This window comes from Oryzihumus sp. JJN4-3R, from assembly GCF_057747915.1.
In genome coordinates, this window is the sequence record NZ_CM173229.1 from 2,195,262 (window position 1) to 2,212,806 (window position 17,545).

Annotated in this window: 13 protein-coding genes and 1 riboswitch; of the genes, 6 read left to right on the plus strand and 7 right to left on the minus strand. The window is 75.6% G+C overall.

The window, feature by feature from the left end; translation table 11 throughout:
* Positions 1-136 precede the first annotated feature (136 nt).
* Positions 137-787, plus strand: coding sequence for a uridine kinase family protein (locus tag AC3ANM_RS10280; RefSeq protein WP_488284320.1), 651 nt, complete (start codon positions 137-139; stop codon positions 785-787).
* Positions 788-874: 87 nt separating this feature from the next.
* Here AC3ANM_RS10280 and AC3ANM_RS10285 read toward each other — a convergent pair whose 3' ends face one another.
* Genes AC3ANM_RS10285 through AC3ANM_RS10295 form a run of 3 tightly spaced genes read right to left on the minus strand, consistent with a single transcriptional unit; the run spans position 875 to position 4,626 of the window.
* Positions 875-1,588, minus strand: a complete 714-nt coding sequence (locus AC3ANM_RS10285; protein ID WP_488284321.1) for an HAD family hydrolase — start codon at positions 1,586-1,588, stop codon at positions 875-877.
* Positions 1,589-1,628: 40 nt separating this feature from the next.
* A complete protein-coding gene (locus tag AC3ANM_RS10290) occupies positions 1,629-3,989 on the minus strand; it encodes an ATP-binding cassette domain-containing protein (RefSeq protein ID WP_488284322.1) in 2,361 nt (786 codons plus the stop codon).
* Positions 3,970-4,626, minus strand: a complete 657-nt coding sequence (locus AC3ANM_RS10295) for an ECF transporter S component (protein ID WP_488284323.1) — start codon at positions 4,624-4,626, stop codon at positions 3,970-3,972. The genes AC3ANM_RS10290 and AC3ANM_RS10295 overlap by 20 nt, the downstream gene beginning before the upstream one ends.
* 101 nt (positions 4,627-4,727) lie before the next feature.
* Positions 4,728-4,831: riboswitch (TPP riboswitch) on the minus strand.
* Positions 4,832-4,901: 70 nt separating this feature from the next.
* Between AC3ANM_RS10295 and AC3ANM_RS10300 the strand changes: the two genes are divergently transcribed.
* The 4 genes from AC3ANM_RS10300 (at position 4,902) to AC3ANM_RS10315 (ending at position 11,555) form a co-directional block, all read left to right on the plus strand.
* Entirely contained in the window at positions 4,902-5,180 is a 279-nt protein-coding gene (locus AC3ANM_RS10300) for a DUF4235 domain-containing protein (protein ID WP_488284324.1), read from the plus strand.
* Between the two features lie 96 nt (positions 5,181-5,276).
* Entirely contained in the window at positions 5,277-8,594 is a 3,318-nt protein-coding gene (locus AC3ANM_RS10305) for a hypothetical protein (protein ID WP_488284325.1), read from the plus strand.
* A 51-nt stretch (positions 8,595-8,645) separates the two neighbouring features.
* The gene (locus tag AC3ANM_RS10310) at positions 8,646-9,722 is read left to right on the plus strand and encodes a hypothetical protein (RefSeq protein WP_488284326.1); all 1,077 of its coding nucleotides are present in this window, start codon (positions 8,646-8,648) and stop codon (positions 9,720-9,722) included.
* A gap of 114 nt (positions 9,723-9,836) precedes the next feature.
* Complete coding sequence (locus AC3ANM_RS10315) at positions 9,837-11,555, plus strand: glycoside hydrolase family 13 protein (protein ID WP_488284327.1); 1,719 nt, start codon at positions 9,837-9,839, stop codon at positions 11,553-11,555.
* Positions 11,556-11,577: 22 nt separating this feature from the next.
* Here AC3ANM_RS10315 and hutI read toward each other — a convergent pair whose 3' ends face one another.
* Genes hutI through AC3ANM_RS10330 form a run of 3 tightly spaced genes read right to left on the minus strand, consistent with a single transcriptional unit; the run spans position 11,578 to position 15,301 of the window.
* A complete protein-coding gene (gene hutI, locus AC3ANM_RS10320) occupies positions 11,578-12,750 on the minus strand; it encodes an imidazolonepropionase (protein WP_488284328.1) in 1,173 nt (390 codons plus the stop codon).
* Positions 12,747-14,111: a formimidoylglutamate deiminase gene (locus AC3ANM_RS10325; RefSeq protein ID WP_488284329.1), complete on the minus strand. Its 1,365-nt coding sequence runs from the start codon at positions 14,109-14,111 to the stop codon at positions 12,747-12,749. Before AC3ANM_RS10325 ends, hutI begins: the two co-directional genes overlap by 4 nt.
* Positions 14,108-15,301, minus strand: a complete 1,194-nt coding sequence (locus AC3ANM_RS10330; RefSeq protein WP_488284330.1) for an allantoate amidohydrolase — start codon at positions 15,299-15,301, stop codon at positions 14,108-14,110. The genes AC3ANM_RS10325 and AC3ANM_RS10330 overlap by 4 nt, the downstream gene beginning before the upstream one ends.
* A 23-nt stretch (positions 15,302-15,324) precedes the next feature.
* Between AC3ANM_RS10330 and AC3ANM_RS10335 the strand changes: the two genes are divergently transcribed.
* Positions 15,325-15,801, plus strand: coding sequence for an aminoacyl-tRNA deacylase (locus AC3ANM_RS10335; protein ID WP_488284331.1), 477 nt, complete (start codon positions 15,325-15,327; stop codon positions 15,799-15,801).
* On the opposite strand, the gene hutU is transcribed toward AC3ANM_RS10335, so the two are convergent.
* Positions 15,773-17,431 carry a urocanate hydratase gene (gene hutU / locus AC3ANM_RS10340; protein ID WP_488284332.1) on the minus strand — a complete coding sequence of 553 codons (1,659 nt, stop codon included), beginning with the start codon at positions 17,429-17,431 and terminating at the stop codon, positions 15,773-15,775. The two genes, AC3ANM_RS10335 and hutU, sit on opposite strands and share 29 nt — an antisense overlap.
* Positions 17,432-17,545: the final 114 nt, after the last annotated feature.

Consider the following 17,545-nt stretch of genomic DNA (forward strand, 5'->3'; position numbering starts at 1 on the left):
GCGCCCGGTCTTGTCAAACTCAGGCTCCGCAAACTTGCGCTCACCAGACTCAACTTTGTGCTTGCGGCAGATGTTCCCCACGCTGGGGGCGGATGTCCTCCTGCGCGGGTGGCGGGTCGCGGGCAGACTGCCGGCCATGGACCTGCACCCCGAGGAGCCGCCGGCCGGGCCGTGGCGCACCGTCGACGACGAGCGCCTGGCCGCGCAGCTGGCGGCCACGCTCCCGGAGGGCCGCCCGGCGCTCGTCCTCGTCGACGGCCGCTCCGGCGGCGGCAAGACGACCTTCGCCGGGCGCGCCTCACGGCTCCTGGGCGCGGCCGTCGTCCACACCGACGACCTCGCGTGGCGTCACGACAGCTTCGACTGGGCCGGGCTGCTGCTGGACGGGGTGCTCGACCCGTGGCGCCGCGGCGAGGTGGTCCGCTTCCGCCCACCGGCGTGGGAGCGCCACGGGCGGGACGGCTCGGTCGACGTCGCCGCCGGCCTGCCCCTCGTCGTGGAGGGGGTCGGCTCGGCCCGGGCCGACCTCGCGCCGCTGGCAGACCTGGCGGTGTGGGTGCAGTCCGACCGCGCGCTGGCCCGTGCCCGGGGCATCGAGCGCGACGTGCAGCTCGGCCGCTCCCCCGAGGAGGCGGTCACCTTCTGGGACGGCTGGATGGAGAGCGAGGAGCCGTTCCTGGCCGATGCGCAGCCGTGGCGGCGCGTGCAACTGGTCGTCAACGGCACCCCGCCGCCGGACCTCCCGCCGCACCACACCCTCGTCGCCGACCCGGTCCCGGCCGACTGAGCGAGCGGCCGGAGCCGCGCATACGGCCGCTGCGCCAGCTCCCGGCGCAGGGCGCGGACGTCGGCGGGCGGGTGGATGCGCCCGGGATCAGCCGAGCAGGGCGGTCACCACGCCGGGCAGCGCGGCCAGCGTCCGGACCTCGACGTCGGGCCGGTGGTCTGGCGGGCACGGCGCCCCCTCGCGGTTCAGCCAGATCCCGAGCCAGCCGGCCCGTTGCGCCCCGCTGACGTCGTTGACCAGGGAGTCCCCGACCATGATGAGTCGCTCCACTCCGGCGGGCACCTGCGCCGCGGCGATGTCGAAGAGCCGCCGGTCGGGCTTGGCGACGCCGTGGTCCTGGGAGAACACCACGGTCGCGAACAGGCCGTCGAGACCGACCCGGTCGGGGTAGCTGTTGCCGTTGGAGAGCAGACCGACGTGGTGGTGGCGCCCGAGCGCGGCCAGCGCCGAGACGACGTCGTCGTAGAGGTCCACGCCGGCGAACCGTCGCTCGAGGTAGTAGGCGTTCAGGTGCCCGGCCAGCCCGTCGTCATCGAGCCCGAGGCGGGCCAGGGTGTGCCGGAAGGCCTCCAGCCGCACCGCCTCGAGGCTGGTCACGGTGCCCCGCAGCCGGTCCTCCACCTCGGCACGGTCACGAACCAGGTCCTCGACACCGAGGCCGTCGGGCACCTCGCCGGGGCGCAGGCGGCGCAGCTCCACCAGGGTCGCGGCCAGGGTCCGGCGCATCAGCGCCTGGAAGTCCCACAGCGTCTGGTCACCGTCGAAGAAGATCGCCGCCCGCACGACCCCGGAGCCTGCCATGCGCGCGGAGAGGCCGCGCGGTGCCGGGAGCCCTGGCCCGTCAGCCGAGCAGGGACAGCACCACCGGTATGCCGGTCACGGCCAGTCCCAGCGCGGTCATCGCCGTGTCGGCCCGGGTCCACGGTGCCGCCTCGGCCCAGGTCCGACCGGTCCCGCCGCCGGAGAAGCCGCGGGCCTCCATCGCCACGGACATCCGCCCGGCCTGGCGCAGCGTCTGCACCAGCAGGGCGAACGTCAGCGACGCGACGTGGCGCACCCGGGCCAGCGGCGACCGGCCCGGCGCGAGGCCGCGGACGCGGTGCGTGCGGGCGAGCTGGTCCCAGGTCTGGCCGAGCGACTCGAACCGCTGGAGGGCCGCCACGGCGGCCACGACCGGGCGGCCCGGCAGGTGCAGCCGCTGGGCCAGGTGGTCCCCCAGCGCCGAGGGGTCGATCCGCCCCGCCAGGGCCACCCCGGGGAGCACGAAGAAGGCGACGCGCAGGCCGGCGACCGCGCCCGAGGCCCAGTCGTGGTCGACGCTGAGCAGCCAGTTGGAGAACCCCACGGAGAGCACCGCCAGCAGGCCCGGGGCGAGGGCCCGCAACGGTGTCCGGACCCGGCCGAGCACGACCGGGACCAGCGCCAGCTCGACGGCGAGCGCGATCAGGGCGGTGCGCAGGTCCCGGATGAACGGGGCCCCCACGATCAGCACCGCCGAGGCCAGCAGCACCGACAGCGGGCCGCACCGCCCGGCCAGCCCGGCGGACCTGACGGGCACGGCGGACTCGGCGGACACGGCGGGCGGGCTGTCGGCGGGAGCGGCGGCCGGGGTGAGGCGGACCTCGCGGTCGGCCAGGGCGATGAGGTGCGGGTCGTGGGTGGCCAGCACGACCCCCACCCCGGCCTCCTGCGCAGCCAGCACGACGCCGGCCACCGCAGCCCAGGTCGTCCGGTCCTGGCCGACCGTGGGCTCGTCGAGGACGAGCACGGCCGGGCCGTGGGCCAGCGCGCCGGCGAGCGCCAGGCGCCGCATCTCGCCGCCGGAGAGGTGGTGCGGGTCCGCGGCGCCGAGGTGGTCCAGGCCCAGCGCGGCCAGCAGCCCGTCGGCCCGGATGCCTGCCGCGGCCTCGCCGTGGCCGAGCCGCCGGGCGGTCGCCAGCACGTCGTCGCGCACCGTGCGCCCCACCACCGCGAGCTCGGCCTGCTGCGGGACCCAGCCGACCCGCGCGGCCAGGTCGGTCGAGGCCCAGTCGGCCGGGTGCTCCGGCAGCGGGCCGGGTGTGGGTCGGTCGGTCCCGACCGGCCGCCCGCGCAGGACCTCGCCGGCGGAGACCTGCCCGGTCGTCGGCGGCTCGAGGCCGGCCAGCAGCCCGGTGAGCGTGGTCTTGCCCGCCCCGCTGGGCCCGGTGACGGCGACCACCTCACCGGGACGGACCGCCGCGTCGACCGCGGCGAGCGCGAGGGTCGGCTGCGGCGACGGGCCGGCGCCTCCCGAGCCCAGCCGCGCTGCAGGCCGGCGCACCACGGTGACCGCCGAGGCCTCGACGAGCGGCGCCGGGCCGGCCGGAGCGGCCGACGCCGGGGAGGCCGCTGGGGACGCCGCCGGGGCGCAGAGCGCCGGGTCGACCGGCAGCGGCACGGGCGACAGGGCACCGGGCACCCACACCCCGTGGGCCAGCAGGGACTGCGCCGAGCCCTCGAGCGTCGCCCGCACCGGCCCGTCGGCGCAGACCGCACCCGAGCCGTCGAGCACGACAACCCGGTCGACGAGGTCGAGCCAGGGCTCGACGTGGTGCTCGACCAGCACCAGCGTCGCCCCGGCCGCGACGACCGCGTCGAGCACCGCCCGGCGCACGACGGCCGCCGACTGCGGGTCGAGCATCGAGGTCGGCTCGTCCAGCAGCACCAGGCGCGGCCCGAGGGCCAGCACCCCGGCCAGGGCCAGCCGCTGGGCCTGCCCGCCCGAGAGCGCGCGGGTGGAGTGGTCCACGCCGTAGGGGAACCCCACCGAGCCCAGCGCCTCGGCGACCCGGGCCCAGATGGCGGGGCGCGGCATACCGAGGTTCTCCGGGCCGAAGGCCACGTCCCGGCCCACGCGCTCGGCGACGAACGCGTCGGCCGGGTCCTGCACGAGCAGGCCCACCGGGGCGTCCGTCGGCGGCGCCCCGTCCACGAGCACCGACCCGGCCAGGTCGCCGGACTCGGTGGTCGTGAGGACGCCCGCCAGGGCGCGCAGCAGGGTCGACTTGCCGGCGCCGCTGGGCCCGGCGAGCAGCACGCGCTCCCCGGGCCCGATCCGCAGGCCCAGGTCGGCCAGCACCGGCTCCCGCCGGCCGAACGGTCGCCAGGTCAGCCCGTCGACCTCGACGAGGGCGCCGGTGCCCGCCGGCGCGGCGAGGCGCTCAGACGAGGTGGTGCTCACGGACTTCCTGACCGGGCGGGAAGGCGTTCAGCGCGCCGGCGCGGGCCAGGGCCCGGACCAGCAGCCAGCCGACGACGCCCGCGATGGCCGCACCGGAGACGACGCCGAAGACCAGGTAGAGCACCTTCCACGCCGGGGAGTAGTCGGGCACGTAGGACCACCACTCGTAGCCGACGATCTCCAGCACCGCCGCGAACGCGCCCCCGAGGGCGGCCACGACCGGGCCGAAGCGGCGCCAGCGGAAGAGCGCGAGGGCCAGCTCGACGCCGAGGCCCTGCAGCACCCCGGAGAGCAGCACGGCCACGCCCCACTTGTTGCCGAGGAAGAGCTCGACGTTGGCGGCCACGAGCTCGGTGAACAGCGCCGCGCCGGGGCGGCGCACGACGAGCCCGCCGACCACGGCCGGGATGAGCCACACGCCGAGGCTGAGCTCACCCAGCGGCGGGAAGCCGGCGGTCGCGGTGGTGATGACGGGGTAGACGAAGGTGTCGAACCCCCAGAAGACGACGCCGAACGCCACGGCCAGCATGGCGGCGGTCAGCAGGTCGACGCCACGCCAGGCCATGAGCCGGCCGGACGGGCGGATGGTGGTGCGGGCGGGCGCGACGGCGCCCACCGGGGACTGGTGAGTAGTCATGCGAGGTGTTCCTTCTCCCGTGGAATCCAGTGGATGCCTCGGGGAGGTGCGCGTCCGGCATACCAGCGGGTGGCGTGCCACACGCAGGTATGCCGGGCACGCACCTGAGATTCCCGACTCCCTTCGCCGGTGCTAACCGGAGCAGGTTCGAGGGTCTGCGGCGGACCGCACTCTCAGCGCTCAGGGCGCTCCCCTGTCGTTCTGCAGATGACGGTACACCCACGGACGTGACAGGCTCGAGGTCCGGAACATGACTCGTGGTGCGGAGGTTTGGCGTGGGTGCACTGGCGTGGAAGGTCCTGGGCACGGGTGCGGCCGTCGGAGCCGGCGTGCTGGCCAAGAAGCTCGTGACGGCGGGCTGGAAGACGGCCACCGGCAAGGAGCCCCCGGCCAACCCCGAGGACCCGGAGGTGTCGTGGCCGGAGGCGGTCGGATGGGCCGTGGCGTCCGGTGCGGTCATCGGGGTCGCCCGGTTGCTGGCCGTCCGCAAGGCCGCGCGCTACTACACCGAGTCCGCTGGTCACCGCCCCAAGGGCCTGAACGAGGTCAGTTGAGGCGATCGAACTGTCTGAGACCCGGCCTTGTCGGGGTTGCGGTGGTTTGAGACTATTCCCGCCGATCACCACCCCCCACCTCGCGGAGCGACCCTGATGGACCAGATGGGCGTCGATCCTGCGGTCCTGCTGCTCTCGCGTGCCCAGGAGCACGTCGACCTGCTGAAGGCCCAGGCAGAGGCCGAGGCAGAGCAGCTGCGCAGCCAGGCCCGTGACGAAGCCGAGTCAGTACGACGGGCCGCACGGGAGGAGTCGGAGTCCCTGCGGCAGGAGGCGGCGACCCTGCGCGAGGAGGTCGCCGACCTCGAGCGCGCCGCTGCTCGCGCGCGCGACGAGGCGTCCCGGCACGAGGCCGAGCGGGACCGGCTGCTGGCCGACGCCCGCGAGGAGGCCCGCCAGATCGTCGAGGACGCCGGCGACCAGGCCGCCCTCGTCGACGACGTCGCCCGCCGCGCGGCCGAGGAGCTCGAGCGGGACAGCCGCGAGGACGCCGAGGCGCGGCGCGCTGCCGCCCGTGAGGAGGCCAAGCGGGTCGTCGAGCAGGCCAAGCTCTCCGTCGCCGACGCCCTGCGCGAGGCCCAGCGGATCCGGGAGGAGTCGGTCCAGGACTCCCGACAGGCGCGCGAGGAGATCGAGGCGGAGGCCGCCCGGTCCAGCCAGGAGGCCCAGACGCTCGCCGATGTGCTGCGGGCGACGGCCGAGCGCGAGGTCGCGGAGCTGCGCGCCGAGGCCGACCAGGACGTGGCGCGCGTGCGCGAGGAGGCCGAGCGCGAGTCCGGCGAGCAGGTGGCCGCGGCCCACGCCGAGCTGGCTGGGGCCCGGCAGGACGCCGAACGGCTCCGGGCGGAGGCGCGGGCCGAGGCCGACGCGGAGCGCTCGCGCGCCGCCGAGGAGACCACGCAGGCCCGGGAGACCGTCGAGCAGCTGCTCGAGGAGGCCGCGCAGGAGGCCGACGGGCTGCGGACCGCCGCGCACCAGGAGGCCGAGGAGATCATCCGCTCGGTCCGGGAGCGCACCGCGCTCTCCCTGCAGTCCGCGCAGGACGCCGCGGAGCGTCGGCTGGCCGAGGCCACCGAGGAGGCCGAGACGCTGGCCGCCGACGCCCGGGCGGGTGCCGAGGCGGCCGAGGCCGAGGCGGCGCGCGTCGTGGCCGACGCCGAGGAGCGGGCCGAGCGCCTGCTCAAGGACGCCACGGACCTGGCCGAGCAGCGGACGCAGCGGGCCGAGCGCCGGCTGGCCGAGGCCGAGGCCGGGGCCCGGTCGCTGCGCGAGGGTGCCGCCGAGGACGTGGGGCGGGCCCAGCGGGAGGCGCGCGAGCTGCGCCGGTCCGCCCGGGACGAGGCGTCCCGCGTCCTGGCCGAGGCCCGGGACGAGGCCGACGAGGTGCGCGCCGGTGCGCGCTCGATGCTGGCCGAGGCCCGCGCCGAGGTCGAGCAGCTCACCCACCGCCGCGACGCCATCGCCCACGAGCTCGGTGGCCTGTCCGGCGTGATCGAGGCTCTGGCCGTGCCCGAGGGCGCCCTGGCCGGGATCTCGCTGCCGTCCGGCGAGATGGGCGTCGGCTCGTCCGGCTCGGGCTCCGGAGGCGGTGCCCCGGTCGGGCGGATCAGTGCCGCCGAGCTGCTGGCGTGGGCCGAGGACGTGGCGCCCGCCTCCGACGGCAAGGAGGCCGAAGAGGCTGGCGAGGCCGACGAGGCGACCGGCGAGGCCGGCCAGCCGGAAGAGGGTGCCGACGACCTGGCGGTCGCCGGGGACGACTCCGTCGACGGCCCGGACGAGGCGACCGGCGAGGTGAGCCAGGGCGAGGCGTCCGACGACGTGGACGGCTCCGACGACCCGCAGGATGCGGCGGAGGACAGCGACGGCGAGCTGGTCGGCGGGGTGGCTGCGGAGGCGCCCGGCGAGGCCCAGGACGCCGACGGCGAGACGGCGCCGGTGGACGACTCCGTCGACGCCGCCGCGGCCGAGTCGACCGGCGGAGCGACCCCGGACGAGGCAACCGGCGAGGTCGCCACGGACGAGGCTCCCGACGAAGCCGACGGCGCCACCGATCCCCTCCCGGAGGACGCGCCGACGGCGCCGTCCGACGCCGAGGTCACGGGTGAGGAGACCGCCGACGAGGGTGGCGACGCCGCGTCCGAAGCAGCCGCGTCCGAAGCAGCCGCGTCCGAAGCAACGGACGAGGCGGGCCCGGACGAGGCTTCCGACGAGCCGGCCGCTGAGGCCGACCCCACCGAGGGTTCCGCTGACGACACCGCGGCCGGGGCCACCCCGGAGCAGCCGGCAGACCACCAGGACGCCGACGCAGCCAACGATGGCGCGGTGGATGTCGACGCATCGGCCGCCGACCCGACGGAGGCCGACCCGACGGAGGCCGACCCGACGGACGCCGACCTGACGGACGCGGACTCGGGGGACGCCGGATCCCTGGACGGCGAAGCCGATGACGCGGGGGACGGATCCACGGTCCGATACGCCCCGGTCGGCGGCGAGGCCACCGTGCTGCTCCCTGCCGGCGCCGCTGACGCGTCGGAGCCTGCTGAGGCGACGGTGCTGATGCCTGCGGGCGCAGCCGATGGCTCCGGGGACACCGCCGGGCTGGAGCAGGACGAGCGCGCGCAGGTCGCTGACGAGCACGACACCGACGACGACGCCGAGGACCGCGAGGGCCCGGCCGAGGACCATGACGGGGACCCGGCCGACCAGGGCGTGGCGGCCAAGCGCTCCAACGGGCCCGTCGGCGAGCGCAGCGCCTCATGGCGCCCACGGCCCAGCCGGGACACCTTCGGCGCCCGTTTCTTCCTCGACGACTTCGCGGTCGACCGCGATGCCCCGTTCGAGCGGGCGACACCGCACGCCGGCCCCCCTCTGGTCAGCGCTGCGAACGGCCAGGCTCACCCCGGCGACGAGGGGGCACCGAGCCACCAGGTCGATGACAGCGTGCGCGAGGCGCTGCGCGGCCTCGTGCGCGGTCCGGAGCGACCCCATCCCGAGCGCGCCCCCGACCCGGAGCGCGCCGACGAGCCGGAGCGCGCCGACGAGCCGCAGCACGCCGACGAGCCGCAGCACGCCGACGAGCCGGGGCCGGCGACGGACCCGGGCCAACGGGCCGTCAACGCAGCGGCCCCGCGTGAGCTGCCGGCGGAGGACCCGACCCCGTCCGGGGTCATGGACCCCTCGGCTGCCTCCCTGCTCGCCGCGCTGGTCCGTGGGTCGTCCCCGGCGCCGGCGCCGCAGCGGAGCCGCGCCACCGACGACACCGACCCCGCCATCCCGGCCGTCCCGGCACCGCCGCAGGAGCCCGCGGCGAGACAGGCGGACGAGGCGGCCCCGGCGCCCTCCCCCGAGCCGCCCGCGGCCCCTCGACCACTGAGCCTGGCGGAACGCCTCGCCGGGCGCCGCCAGGGCCGCTGACGTCCCCTCGACACCTCCCCTCCCACCCCCGATAGATATGAAGAGAAGGTCATGACTGAGTCCCTGCAGTTCCGCACCGTCCTCCGCGGCTACGAGCCGTCCCAGGTGGACGACCACGTGCGTTCCCTGATGGCCGCCCTCGACAGCGCCCGTTCCGACGCGACCCGGCAGGCCGAGCGCGCCGAGCGCTTCGCCGACGAGGCCCAGAAGTGGCAGGGCCGCGCCCAGGCCAAGCAGGAGAGCTCCTCGGCCCCGACGTTCGCCGACCTCGGCGCCCGCGTGGGTGAGATCCTCACCCTGGCCGAGCAGGAGGCCGTCAACATGCGCACGGACGCGACGGCCGACGCCGCGGCCCAGCGCAAGGACGCCGAGGCCACCGCCCGCAAGGTCAAGGCCGAGGCCGAGGCGCACGCGGCCGACGTCGTCTCCGCTGCGGAGAGCGAGGCCAAGCAGCTCGTCGCCGAGGCCCACCGCCGCGCCGAGAACGTCCTCGACGAGGCCGACCGTGACGCCACCGCCCGCCGCGAGGAGGCCGAGGCCGTCTACGAGCAGCAGCGCGCCAAGTCGGCCAAGGCCGCCACGGACTTCGAGACCACCCTCGCCGAGCGACGCGAGAAGGCGGCCGCCGAGTTCACCGAGCGCCACGCCGCCGCCGAGCGCGAGATGGCCGCCATGCAGCAGCAGATCGAGCAGACCCGTCGGGAGTCGGACGCCGCCGCCAAGGAGGCCTCGACCCGCGCGCAGCGCCAGCTCGAGCAGGCCCAGCAGCAGGCCGAGATGATCGTCAGCGAGGCCAAGTCGCGCGCCGAGCGGATCCGCTCCGAGTCCGAGCGCGAGCTCTCCGCCGCCACCCAGCGGCGCGACTCGATCAACGCCCAGCTCACGAACGTGCGCCAGATGCTGGCCACCCTTGGCGGCGTGTCCCTGCCGGCCGCCATCGAGGACATCGCCGAGGTCCCCGCACCGGCCAAGCCGGCCTCGCAGGAGGACACCGCCAAGATCGAGCAGCCCGCGAAGGCCACCGACGCCAAGGCCGACGACGCCAAGGCCGATGAGGCCAAGGCCGAGACCCCCAAGGACTCCGACGAGTCCGCGGACCGCGCGACGGAGCCGGCCCACAAGGGCTGATCTCCTCGGGCCGGCGCCCCCCGGTGGGGCGCCGGCCCACCGGCCCCGGCGGCCACAGGCGGGCGCCACCACTCACCGCGCCGACCCACGCCGGTGCGGGCAGACTGGGTGCCCGTGCCTGCCACACCTGCCGAGACCACTCCCGGGCATCGCGCCGCGAGCGCCGCAGCCGCCCGGCCGCTCCACCCCGCCGAACCGGCCGACTCGCCCTGGCACCGGCACGCGGTGATCTACCAGGTCTACCCGCGGTCCTGGGCCGACAGCGACGGTGACGGCGTCGGGGACCTGCCCGGGATCACCGCCCGGCTGGACCACCTGGCCGACCTCGGGGTCGACGCCGTCTGGCTCTCGCCGTTCTACCCCTCCCCGCAGGCCGACGCCGGCTACGACATCTGCGACCACCGCGACGTCGACCCGCTCTTCGGCTCCCTGGCCGACGCCGACGCGCTGCTCACCCGGGCCCACGAGCTCGGGCTCAGGGTGATCGTCGACCTCGTCCCGAACCACACCAGCGACGCCCACCCGTGGTTCGCGGCCGCCCTGACGAGCCCGCCCGGCAGCCCGGAGCGCGCGCGATACGTCTTCCGGGACGGACGGGGCCACGGTGGTGAGCTGCCCCCGAACAACTGGTCCAGCGCCTTCGGTGGGCCGGCGTGGACCCGGGTCACCGGGGCCGACGGCCGGCCCGGGCAGTGGTACCTCCACCTCTTCGACCGTCGCCAGCCCGACCTCAGCTGGGAGCACCCCGAGGTGCGCGCGGACTTCGAGGACGTGATCCGGTTCTGGCTCGACCGCGGGGTCGACGGCTTCCGCGTCGACGTCGCCTCCGGGCTGGTCAAGGACCCGGCGCTGCCCGACTGGCACGGCCCGCTGCGCGTGCAGGGCCTCGACGCCGACGGCAAGCCGCACCCGGCCCGGGACCAGGAGGGCGTGCACGAGGTCTACCGGGCGTGGCGGCGGCTGCTGGAGGGCTACGCCGGCGAGCGCGCGCTCGTGGCCGAGGCGTGGGTCGCCGACCTGGACCGGGTGGCCCGCTACGCCCGGCCTGATGAGATGCACCAGGCGTTCAACTTCCACTACCTGCTGACCCCGTGGCGGGCCGCGGACCTGCGGCACACGATCGAGGCGTCGCTGCGGGCCAACGACGCGGTCGGCGCACCGACGACCTGGGTGCTGTCCAACCACGACGTCGTCCGCCACGCCAGCCGGCTGGGCACCCCGGCCCGCGGGGGCCGGATGACCGGCATCGGCGCCGACGACCCCCAGCCCGACGAGGCGGTCGGGCTTCGCCGGGCCCGCGCGGCGACGCTGCTCATGCTCGCGCTGCCCGGCTCGGCCTACCTCTACCAGGGCGAGGAGCTCGGCCTGCCCGAGCACACCACGCTGCCGGACGGCGCACGCCAGGACCCGACGTTCGCGCGGACCGCCGGGGTCGAGAAGGGCAGGGACGGCGCCCGGGTGCCGATCCCCTGGGAGGCGGCGGCACCGGCATACGGCTTCTCCCCGAACGGCTGCAGCTGGCTGCCCCAGCCGCGGGACTGGAGCCGCTTTGCCGTGGACGCCCAGCGCGGCGTCGCCGGCTCGACCCTGGAGCTGTATCGCGCGGCGCTGCGACTGCGCCGCGCACGTCGCCTCGGCAGCGGCGACCTCACGTGGGTTGCGGGAGCGCCGGACGTGGTCACCTTCACCAACGGTGACCTGCGCGTGCTCGCCAACGTCGGCGAGCAGCCCGTGGGGCTGCCCGCCGACGCGGTGGTGCTGCTGGCCAGCGGCGAGCTCGACGCCTCGGGAGCGGTGCCGCCGGACACGACCGTCTGGCTCGGCCCGGCCTGACCCGGGGCAGGCTCAGGTCGGCTCAGGGCAGGTCGAGGGCCCGGGCGAGCGGCACCCCGGGTCGGTAGACCAGGTGCAGGTAGGACGGCGCCTCCAGGACCGTGAGGTCAGCACGGCTGCCCACGGTGATCCGTCCGATGTCGTGGCGCCGCAACGCCCTCGCGCTGCCCAGCGTCGCCGCCTGGAGCGCCTCGGCGGGCGTCAGGCCCATCTCGCGCACCGCCAGCGCGAGCATGAACGGGATCGAGGAGCTGTAGCAGGTGCCGGGGTTGCAGTCGCTCGCCAGGGCGAGGCTGACGCCGGCGTCGAGCAGCCGCCGCCCGTCCGGGTAGGGCGAGCGCGTGGAGAACTCCACGCCCGGCAGCAGGGTGGCCACCGTCGTGGCGGCGGCGCCGGCTAGCGCGTCGACATCGGCGTCGGAGAGCCAGGTGCAGTGGTCGACGCTGGCGGCGCCGAGCTCGACGGCCAGCTGCACGCCGGGGCCGTGGCCGAGCTGGTTGCCGTGGACGCGCAGCTCCAGCCCCGCGGCCCGGCCGGCGAGCAGCACCTCGCGGGCCTCGTCGGCGGTGAACGCGTGGGCGCTGTGCGGCTCGCAGAAGACGTCGACCCAGCGGGCGTGCGGGGCGCAGGCCCGCAGCATCTCCCCGGCCACCAGCGCGACGTAGTCCTCGCGCCGGCCCGCGTAGTCACCGGGGACCACGTGGGCGCCGAGGTAGGTCGTCTCCGGGGTCAGCTCGCGCGCGACCCGCAGCGCCCGCGCCTCGTCCTCGACGGTCAGGCCGTAGCCGCTCTTGATCTCAACCGTCGTCGTGCCCTGGTCGCGCATCTCGCTCACGCGGGCGGCCACGAGGGCCCGCAGCACGTCGTCGGAGGCGGCCCGAGTTGCGGCGACGGACGTGGCGATCCCACCGCCGTCGTAGGGGGTGCCGGACATCCGGGCGGCGAACTCGGCGGCCCGGTCACCGGCGAAGACGAGGTGGGAGTGGGAGTCGACGAAGCCGGGCACGACCGCGCAGCCGCCGAGGTCGAGCTCGATGTCGGCGTCGGGGGCCGACCGGGCCGGCCCGACCCAGGCGACGTGGTCGCCGTCGACGACGACCGCGGCGTCGGGCACCAACCCCAGGGGCGACCCGTCACCGAGCCCCGGGTCGTTGGTGACGAGCTCGGTGATGCCGGTGACCAGCGTGGTGCTCACATGCCCTCCCAGAGCGGCTCGATCGCCTTGCGCAGCAACGTTCCCACGTCGCCGAGCACGTGCTCGCCGGCGCGGACGACCGCCCGGCCGTCGACGACGACGGTGTCCACGTCGGTCGCCGAGGCGCTCATCACGACCTGCTCCGGGGCGCTGCCGGCGGTGCGCGGGGTGTCGAGGCGGACCGCGACGAGATCGGCGCGCGCACCGACCTCGAGCCGGCCGGCGTCCTCCCAGCCGATGCTTCCGTGCGCGGTCGCGGCCACCAGGACCTCCTCGGGGCGGAAACGCCCGCGCTGCAACGAGTCCAGCCGCTCGTGCATCTCCAGGGCCCGGGCTTCCTCGAGCAGGTCGATGACGGCGTGCTGGTCCGAGCCCAGCGACAGCGGGGCGCCGGCGTCGCGCAGCGCCCGCGCCGGGCCGATTCCGTCGGCGAGGTCTCGCTCGGTGGTCGGGCAGAAGCAGGCCGTGGTCCGGGAGCGTCCGAGCGCCGCGATGTCAGCAGCGGTCAGGTGCGTCGCGTGGACGGCGGTCGTCCGCGGTCCGAGGACGCCCTCGGCGTCCAGCAGCCCGGTGGGCGTCAGGCCGTAGAACCGTTGGCATGCCTCGTTCTCCGCCGGCTGCTCGGACAGGTGCACGTGCAGCGGCATCCCCGCCGCCACCGAGCCCGGCCCCAGCCCGTGCTCCGCGACGTAGGCGACGTCGCCCAGCACCGCCCGGGGCACCGCACGCACCGAGTGGATGGCCGCCCCCAGCCGCATCCCCGCCGAGGGCCTGAGCGCGGACACCCTCGCCTCCCAACGCTCCACGGTCCCGTCGCCGAAGCGCAGCTGCTCCGGCCCAAGCGGGACGTGCCCGTCGGCGGTCAGCCCGCCGGTGAGGTAGCAGGTGTCCAGCAGGGTCAGCCGGATCCCCGCCTCGGCGGCCGCCTGGCGCAGCGCCTCCGCCATCGCGTTGGGGTCGGCATACGCCGCCCCGCCGGGCGCGTGGTGCAGGTAGTGGAACTCGCCGACGCCGGTCACCCCGGCGAGCGCCATCTCGGCGTACGTCGCCCTTGCCAGCGCGAGGTAGGAGTCCGGATCCAGCTGCGCCGCAACGGCATACATGCCCTCACGCCACGTCCAGAAGGTGCCGCCGCCGGCATGGGTGCGACCGCGCAGCGCGCGGTGGAAGGCGTGGCTGTGCGCGTTGGCCAGGCCCGGCAGCACCACGCCCGGCAGCCGCTCGGCGTCCCCGGCCGTGCTCTCCGGTGTGACGGCGGTGAACCGCCCGTCGGTGACCTCGAAGGTCACCTCCCGCGCGAGCCCGGTGGGCAGCAGCGCGTATGCCGCGTGCCAGCGTCGGGTGCGCCCCTCACCGCTCATGAGGCCGACCCGGGTGAGGCCAGCTCGCGGGCCACCGTGGTGAGCGCCTCCACCCCCGCGAGGCAGTCCTCGTGCTCGGCGAGCTCGGCCGGGGAGTGCGAGATCCCGGTCGGGTTGCGCACGAACAGCATCGCGGTGGGCACGCCGGCCGTGGCCAGCACGCCGGCGTCGTGACCGGCGCCGGTCGCAAGGACCGGGGCGTCGGACAGCAGCGCCGCCAGCCGGGTTGCCAGGGGCGCGTCGAAGGCGGTCTCCCCGGTCCAGGACTCCTCAACCGGCGCGACGCCGGTGCGCTCACCGACCTCCTCCACGACGGCCCGCACCCCGCCCTCGGCCGGTCCGCGGGCGTCCAGCCAGGCGGTGACGCGTGAGGGAATCGCGTTGACCCCGTTGGGTTCCACGCGGACCTTGCCGACCGTGGCGACGCACCCCTGGCCGGCCGCGGCGTCCCGCGCCGAGGTGATCGCCGAGGCCAGGGCGAGCATCGGGTCGCGCCGGTCCTCGAGGCGCGTCGTCCCCGCGTGGTTGGCCTCCCCGGCCAGGTCGAGCCGCCAGCGCCCGTGCGGCCAGATCGCCGACCCGACCCCGACGGCGCGGCCGAGGTCGACCAGGCCCCGGCCCTGCTCCACGTGCAGCTCGACGAAGGTCCCCACCCTGCGCAGGGTCTCCTCGTCGCGGCCGAGCCGGCTCGGGTCGTGCCCCGCCGCAGTCATCGCCTCGGCCATCGTGCGCCCGTCCCCGTCGCGCAGACCACGGGCGCGGTCCGCGTCCAGGGCTCCAGTGATGATCCGCGAGCCGGCGCACGCGATGCCGAAGCGCGCGCCCTCCTCGTCGACGAAGTTGACGACGCCGATCGGCCGGGACGGGCGAAAACCCTGACGCTGCAAGGCCTCCACGGTGGCGAGGGCGGTGACGACGCCGAGCGGCCCGTCATACGCGCCGCCGTCGGGGACGGAGTCCAGGTGCGACCCGAGGACAAGCCCGGGTCCATCGTGGTCGGGATCGCCCCACCACGCCCACTGGTTGCCGGCGCGGTCGGTGACCAGGTCCAGCCCGCGCGAGGAGGCCTCCGCGGCGAACCACTCGCGCAGGTCGTGGTCGGTGCGGGTCCACGCGAACCGGCGGTAGCCGCCGGTGTGCGGGTCCCGGCCGACCGGGAGGAGCTCGGCCCACATGCCGTCGAACGTCATGTCATCAACCTAGGGTGGGAGTCATGTCTGAGGAACGGGCCACGGCGGCGATCGAGGCGGCCGGTATCGCGCACACCGTCACCCGGCACGGCCGGGTCGGCAGCCTGGCGGAGGCCGCCGCCGCCCGCGGGGTGGAGCCGGGCGACATCATCAAGACCCTCGTGGTGCGCCGGGCCGAGGACGACTACCTGTTCGTCCTCGTGCCCGGCGACCGCGAGATCTCCTGGCCCAAGCTGCGCGCGCTGCTCGGCGTCAACCGGCTGTCGATGCCCGACGCCGCGGTGGCCAAGGACGTGACCGGCTACGAGCGGGGCACCATCACGCCGTTCGGCTCGACCCGCGCCTGGCCGGTCGTGGCCGACGCGACCGTGGCCGGCCGCCGCATCTCGCTCGGCGCCGGCGCCCACGGCGTGGCGTTCACCGCCGAGGGCGACGACGTCATCCGGGTGCTGGACGCTCAGGTCGCCGACGTCACTGACCCTCTCGCATCGGCACCCTGACGCCGCGCTCCTGCGCCACCTGCTCGGCGAGGTCGTAGCCGGCGTCGACGTGCCGGATGACGCCCATGCCGGGGTCGTTGGTCAGCACGCGGGCGAGCTTCTCCGCCGCCAGGGCCGTACCGTCGGCCAGGGAGACCTGCCCGGCGTGGATGGACCGGCCGATGCCGACGCCGCCGCCGTGGTGGATCGAGACCCACGAGGCACCGGAGGCGGTGTTGATCATCGCGTTGAGCAGCGGCCAGTCGGCGATCGCGTCGGAGCCGTCGAGCATCGACTCGGTCTCGCGGTAGGGCGAGGCGACCGAGCCGCAGTCGAGGTGGTCGCGGCCGATGACGATCGGGGCCTCGAGCTCGCCGGAGGCCACCATCTCGTTGAACCGCAGGCCGGCCTTGTCCCGCTCGCCGTAGCCGAGCCAGCAGATCCGCGCCGGCAGGCCCTGGAACGCCACGCGCTCCCCGGCCTTCTTGATCCACCGGTGCAGGTGGTCGTTGTCGGGGAAGAGGTCGAGCACCGCCTTGTCGGTCGCGGCGATGTCCTTGGGGTTGCCCGACAGCGCGGCCCAGCGGAACGGGCCCTTGCCCTCGCAGAACAGCGGCCGGATGTAGGCCGGCACGAAGCCGGGGAAGGCGAACGCCCGGTCGTAGCCGCCCAGCCGTGCCTCGTCGCGGATCGAGTTGCCGTAGTCGAACACCTCGGCACCGGCGTCCAGGAAGCCGACCATGGCCTCGACGTGCTTGGCCATCGACGCCCGCGCCCGGTCGGTGAACTCCTCCGGCTTGGCCTCGGCGTAGTCGTGCCAGTCCTCCACCGAGATGCCCTCGGGCAGGTAGGACAGCGGGTCGTGGGCGCTGGTCTGGTCGGTGACGATGTCGATCTCGACACCGCGGCGCAGCAGCTCGGGGAAGACGGTGGCGCAGTTGCCGACGATGCCGATCGACAGGGCGCGCTTGTCGGCCTTGGCCTTCAGCGCGGCCTCCACCGCGGCGTCGAGCGAGGTCGCCACCTCGTCGAGGTAGCGGTGCTCGACCCGGCGGCGCAGCCGCGTCTCGTCGACGTCGACGACGAGGCAGACGCCGTCGTTCATCGTCACCGCGAGGGGCTGGGCGCCACCCATGCCGCCGCACCCGCCGGTGAGGGTCAGCGTGCCGGCGAGGGTGCCGTTGAACCGCTTCGCCGCCACGGCGGCGAACGTCTCGTAGGTGCCTTGGAGGATGCCCTGGGTGCCGATGTAGATCCACGACCCGGCGGTCATCTGGCCGTACATCGTCAGCCCGAGGTGCTCCAGCCGGCGGAACTCCGGCCACGTCGCCCAGTCGCCGACGAGGTTGGAGTTGGCCAGGATCACCCGCGGTGCCCACTCGTGGGTGCGCATGACGCCGACCGGGCGGCCGGACTGGACGAGCATCGTCTCGTCCTTCTCCAGCGTGGTCAGCGTGCGGACCATGGCGTCGAAGCTGCGCCAGTCGCGCGCCGCGCGGCCGGTGCCGCCGTAGACGACGAGGTCGTCGGGTCGCTCGGCCACCTCGGGGTCGAGGTTGTTCATGAGCATCCGAAGCGGGGCCTCGGTCTGCCACGACTTCGCGGTGAGGGTGGTGCCGCGCGCGGCACGCACGGGACGGGCGCCTTCCATTGCAGTCTCCTTCGGACTTTGCTCAGCTCAGGCCGGTTTGCTCAGCCGAGGCCGGTTTCCGGACCCCGAACAGGGGCCGGGAGCGGCCTGAAGTGAGCAAAGCGGTGGTGGTGA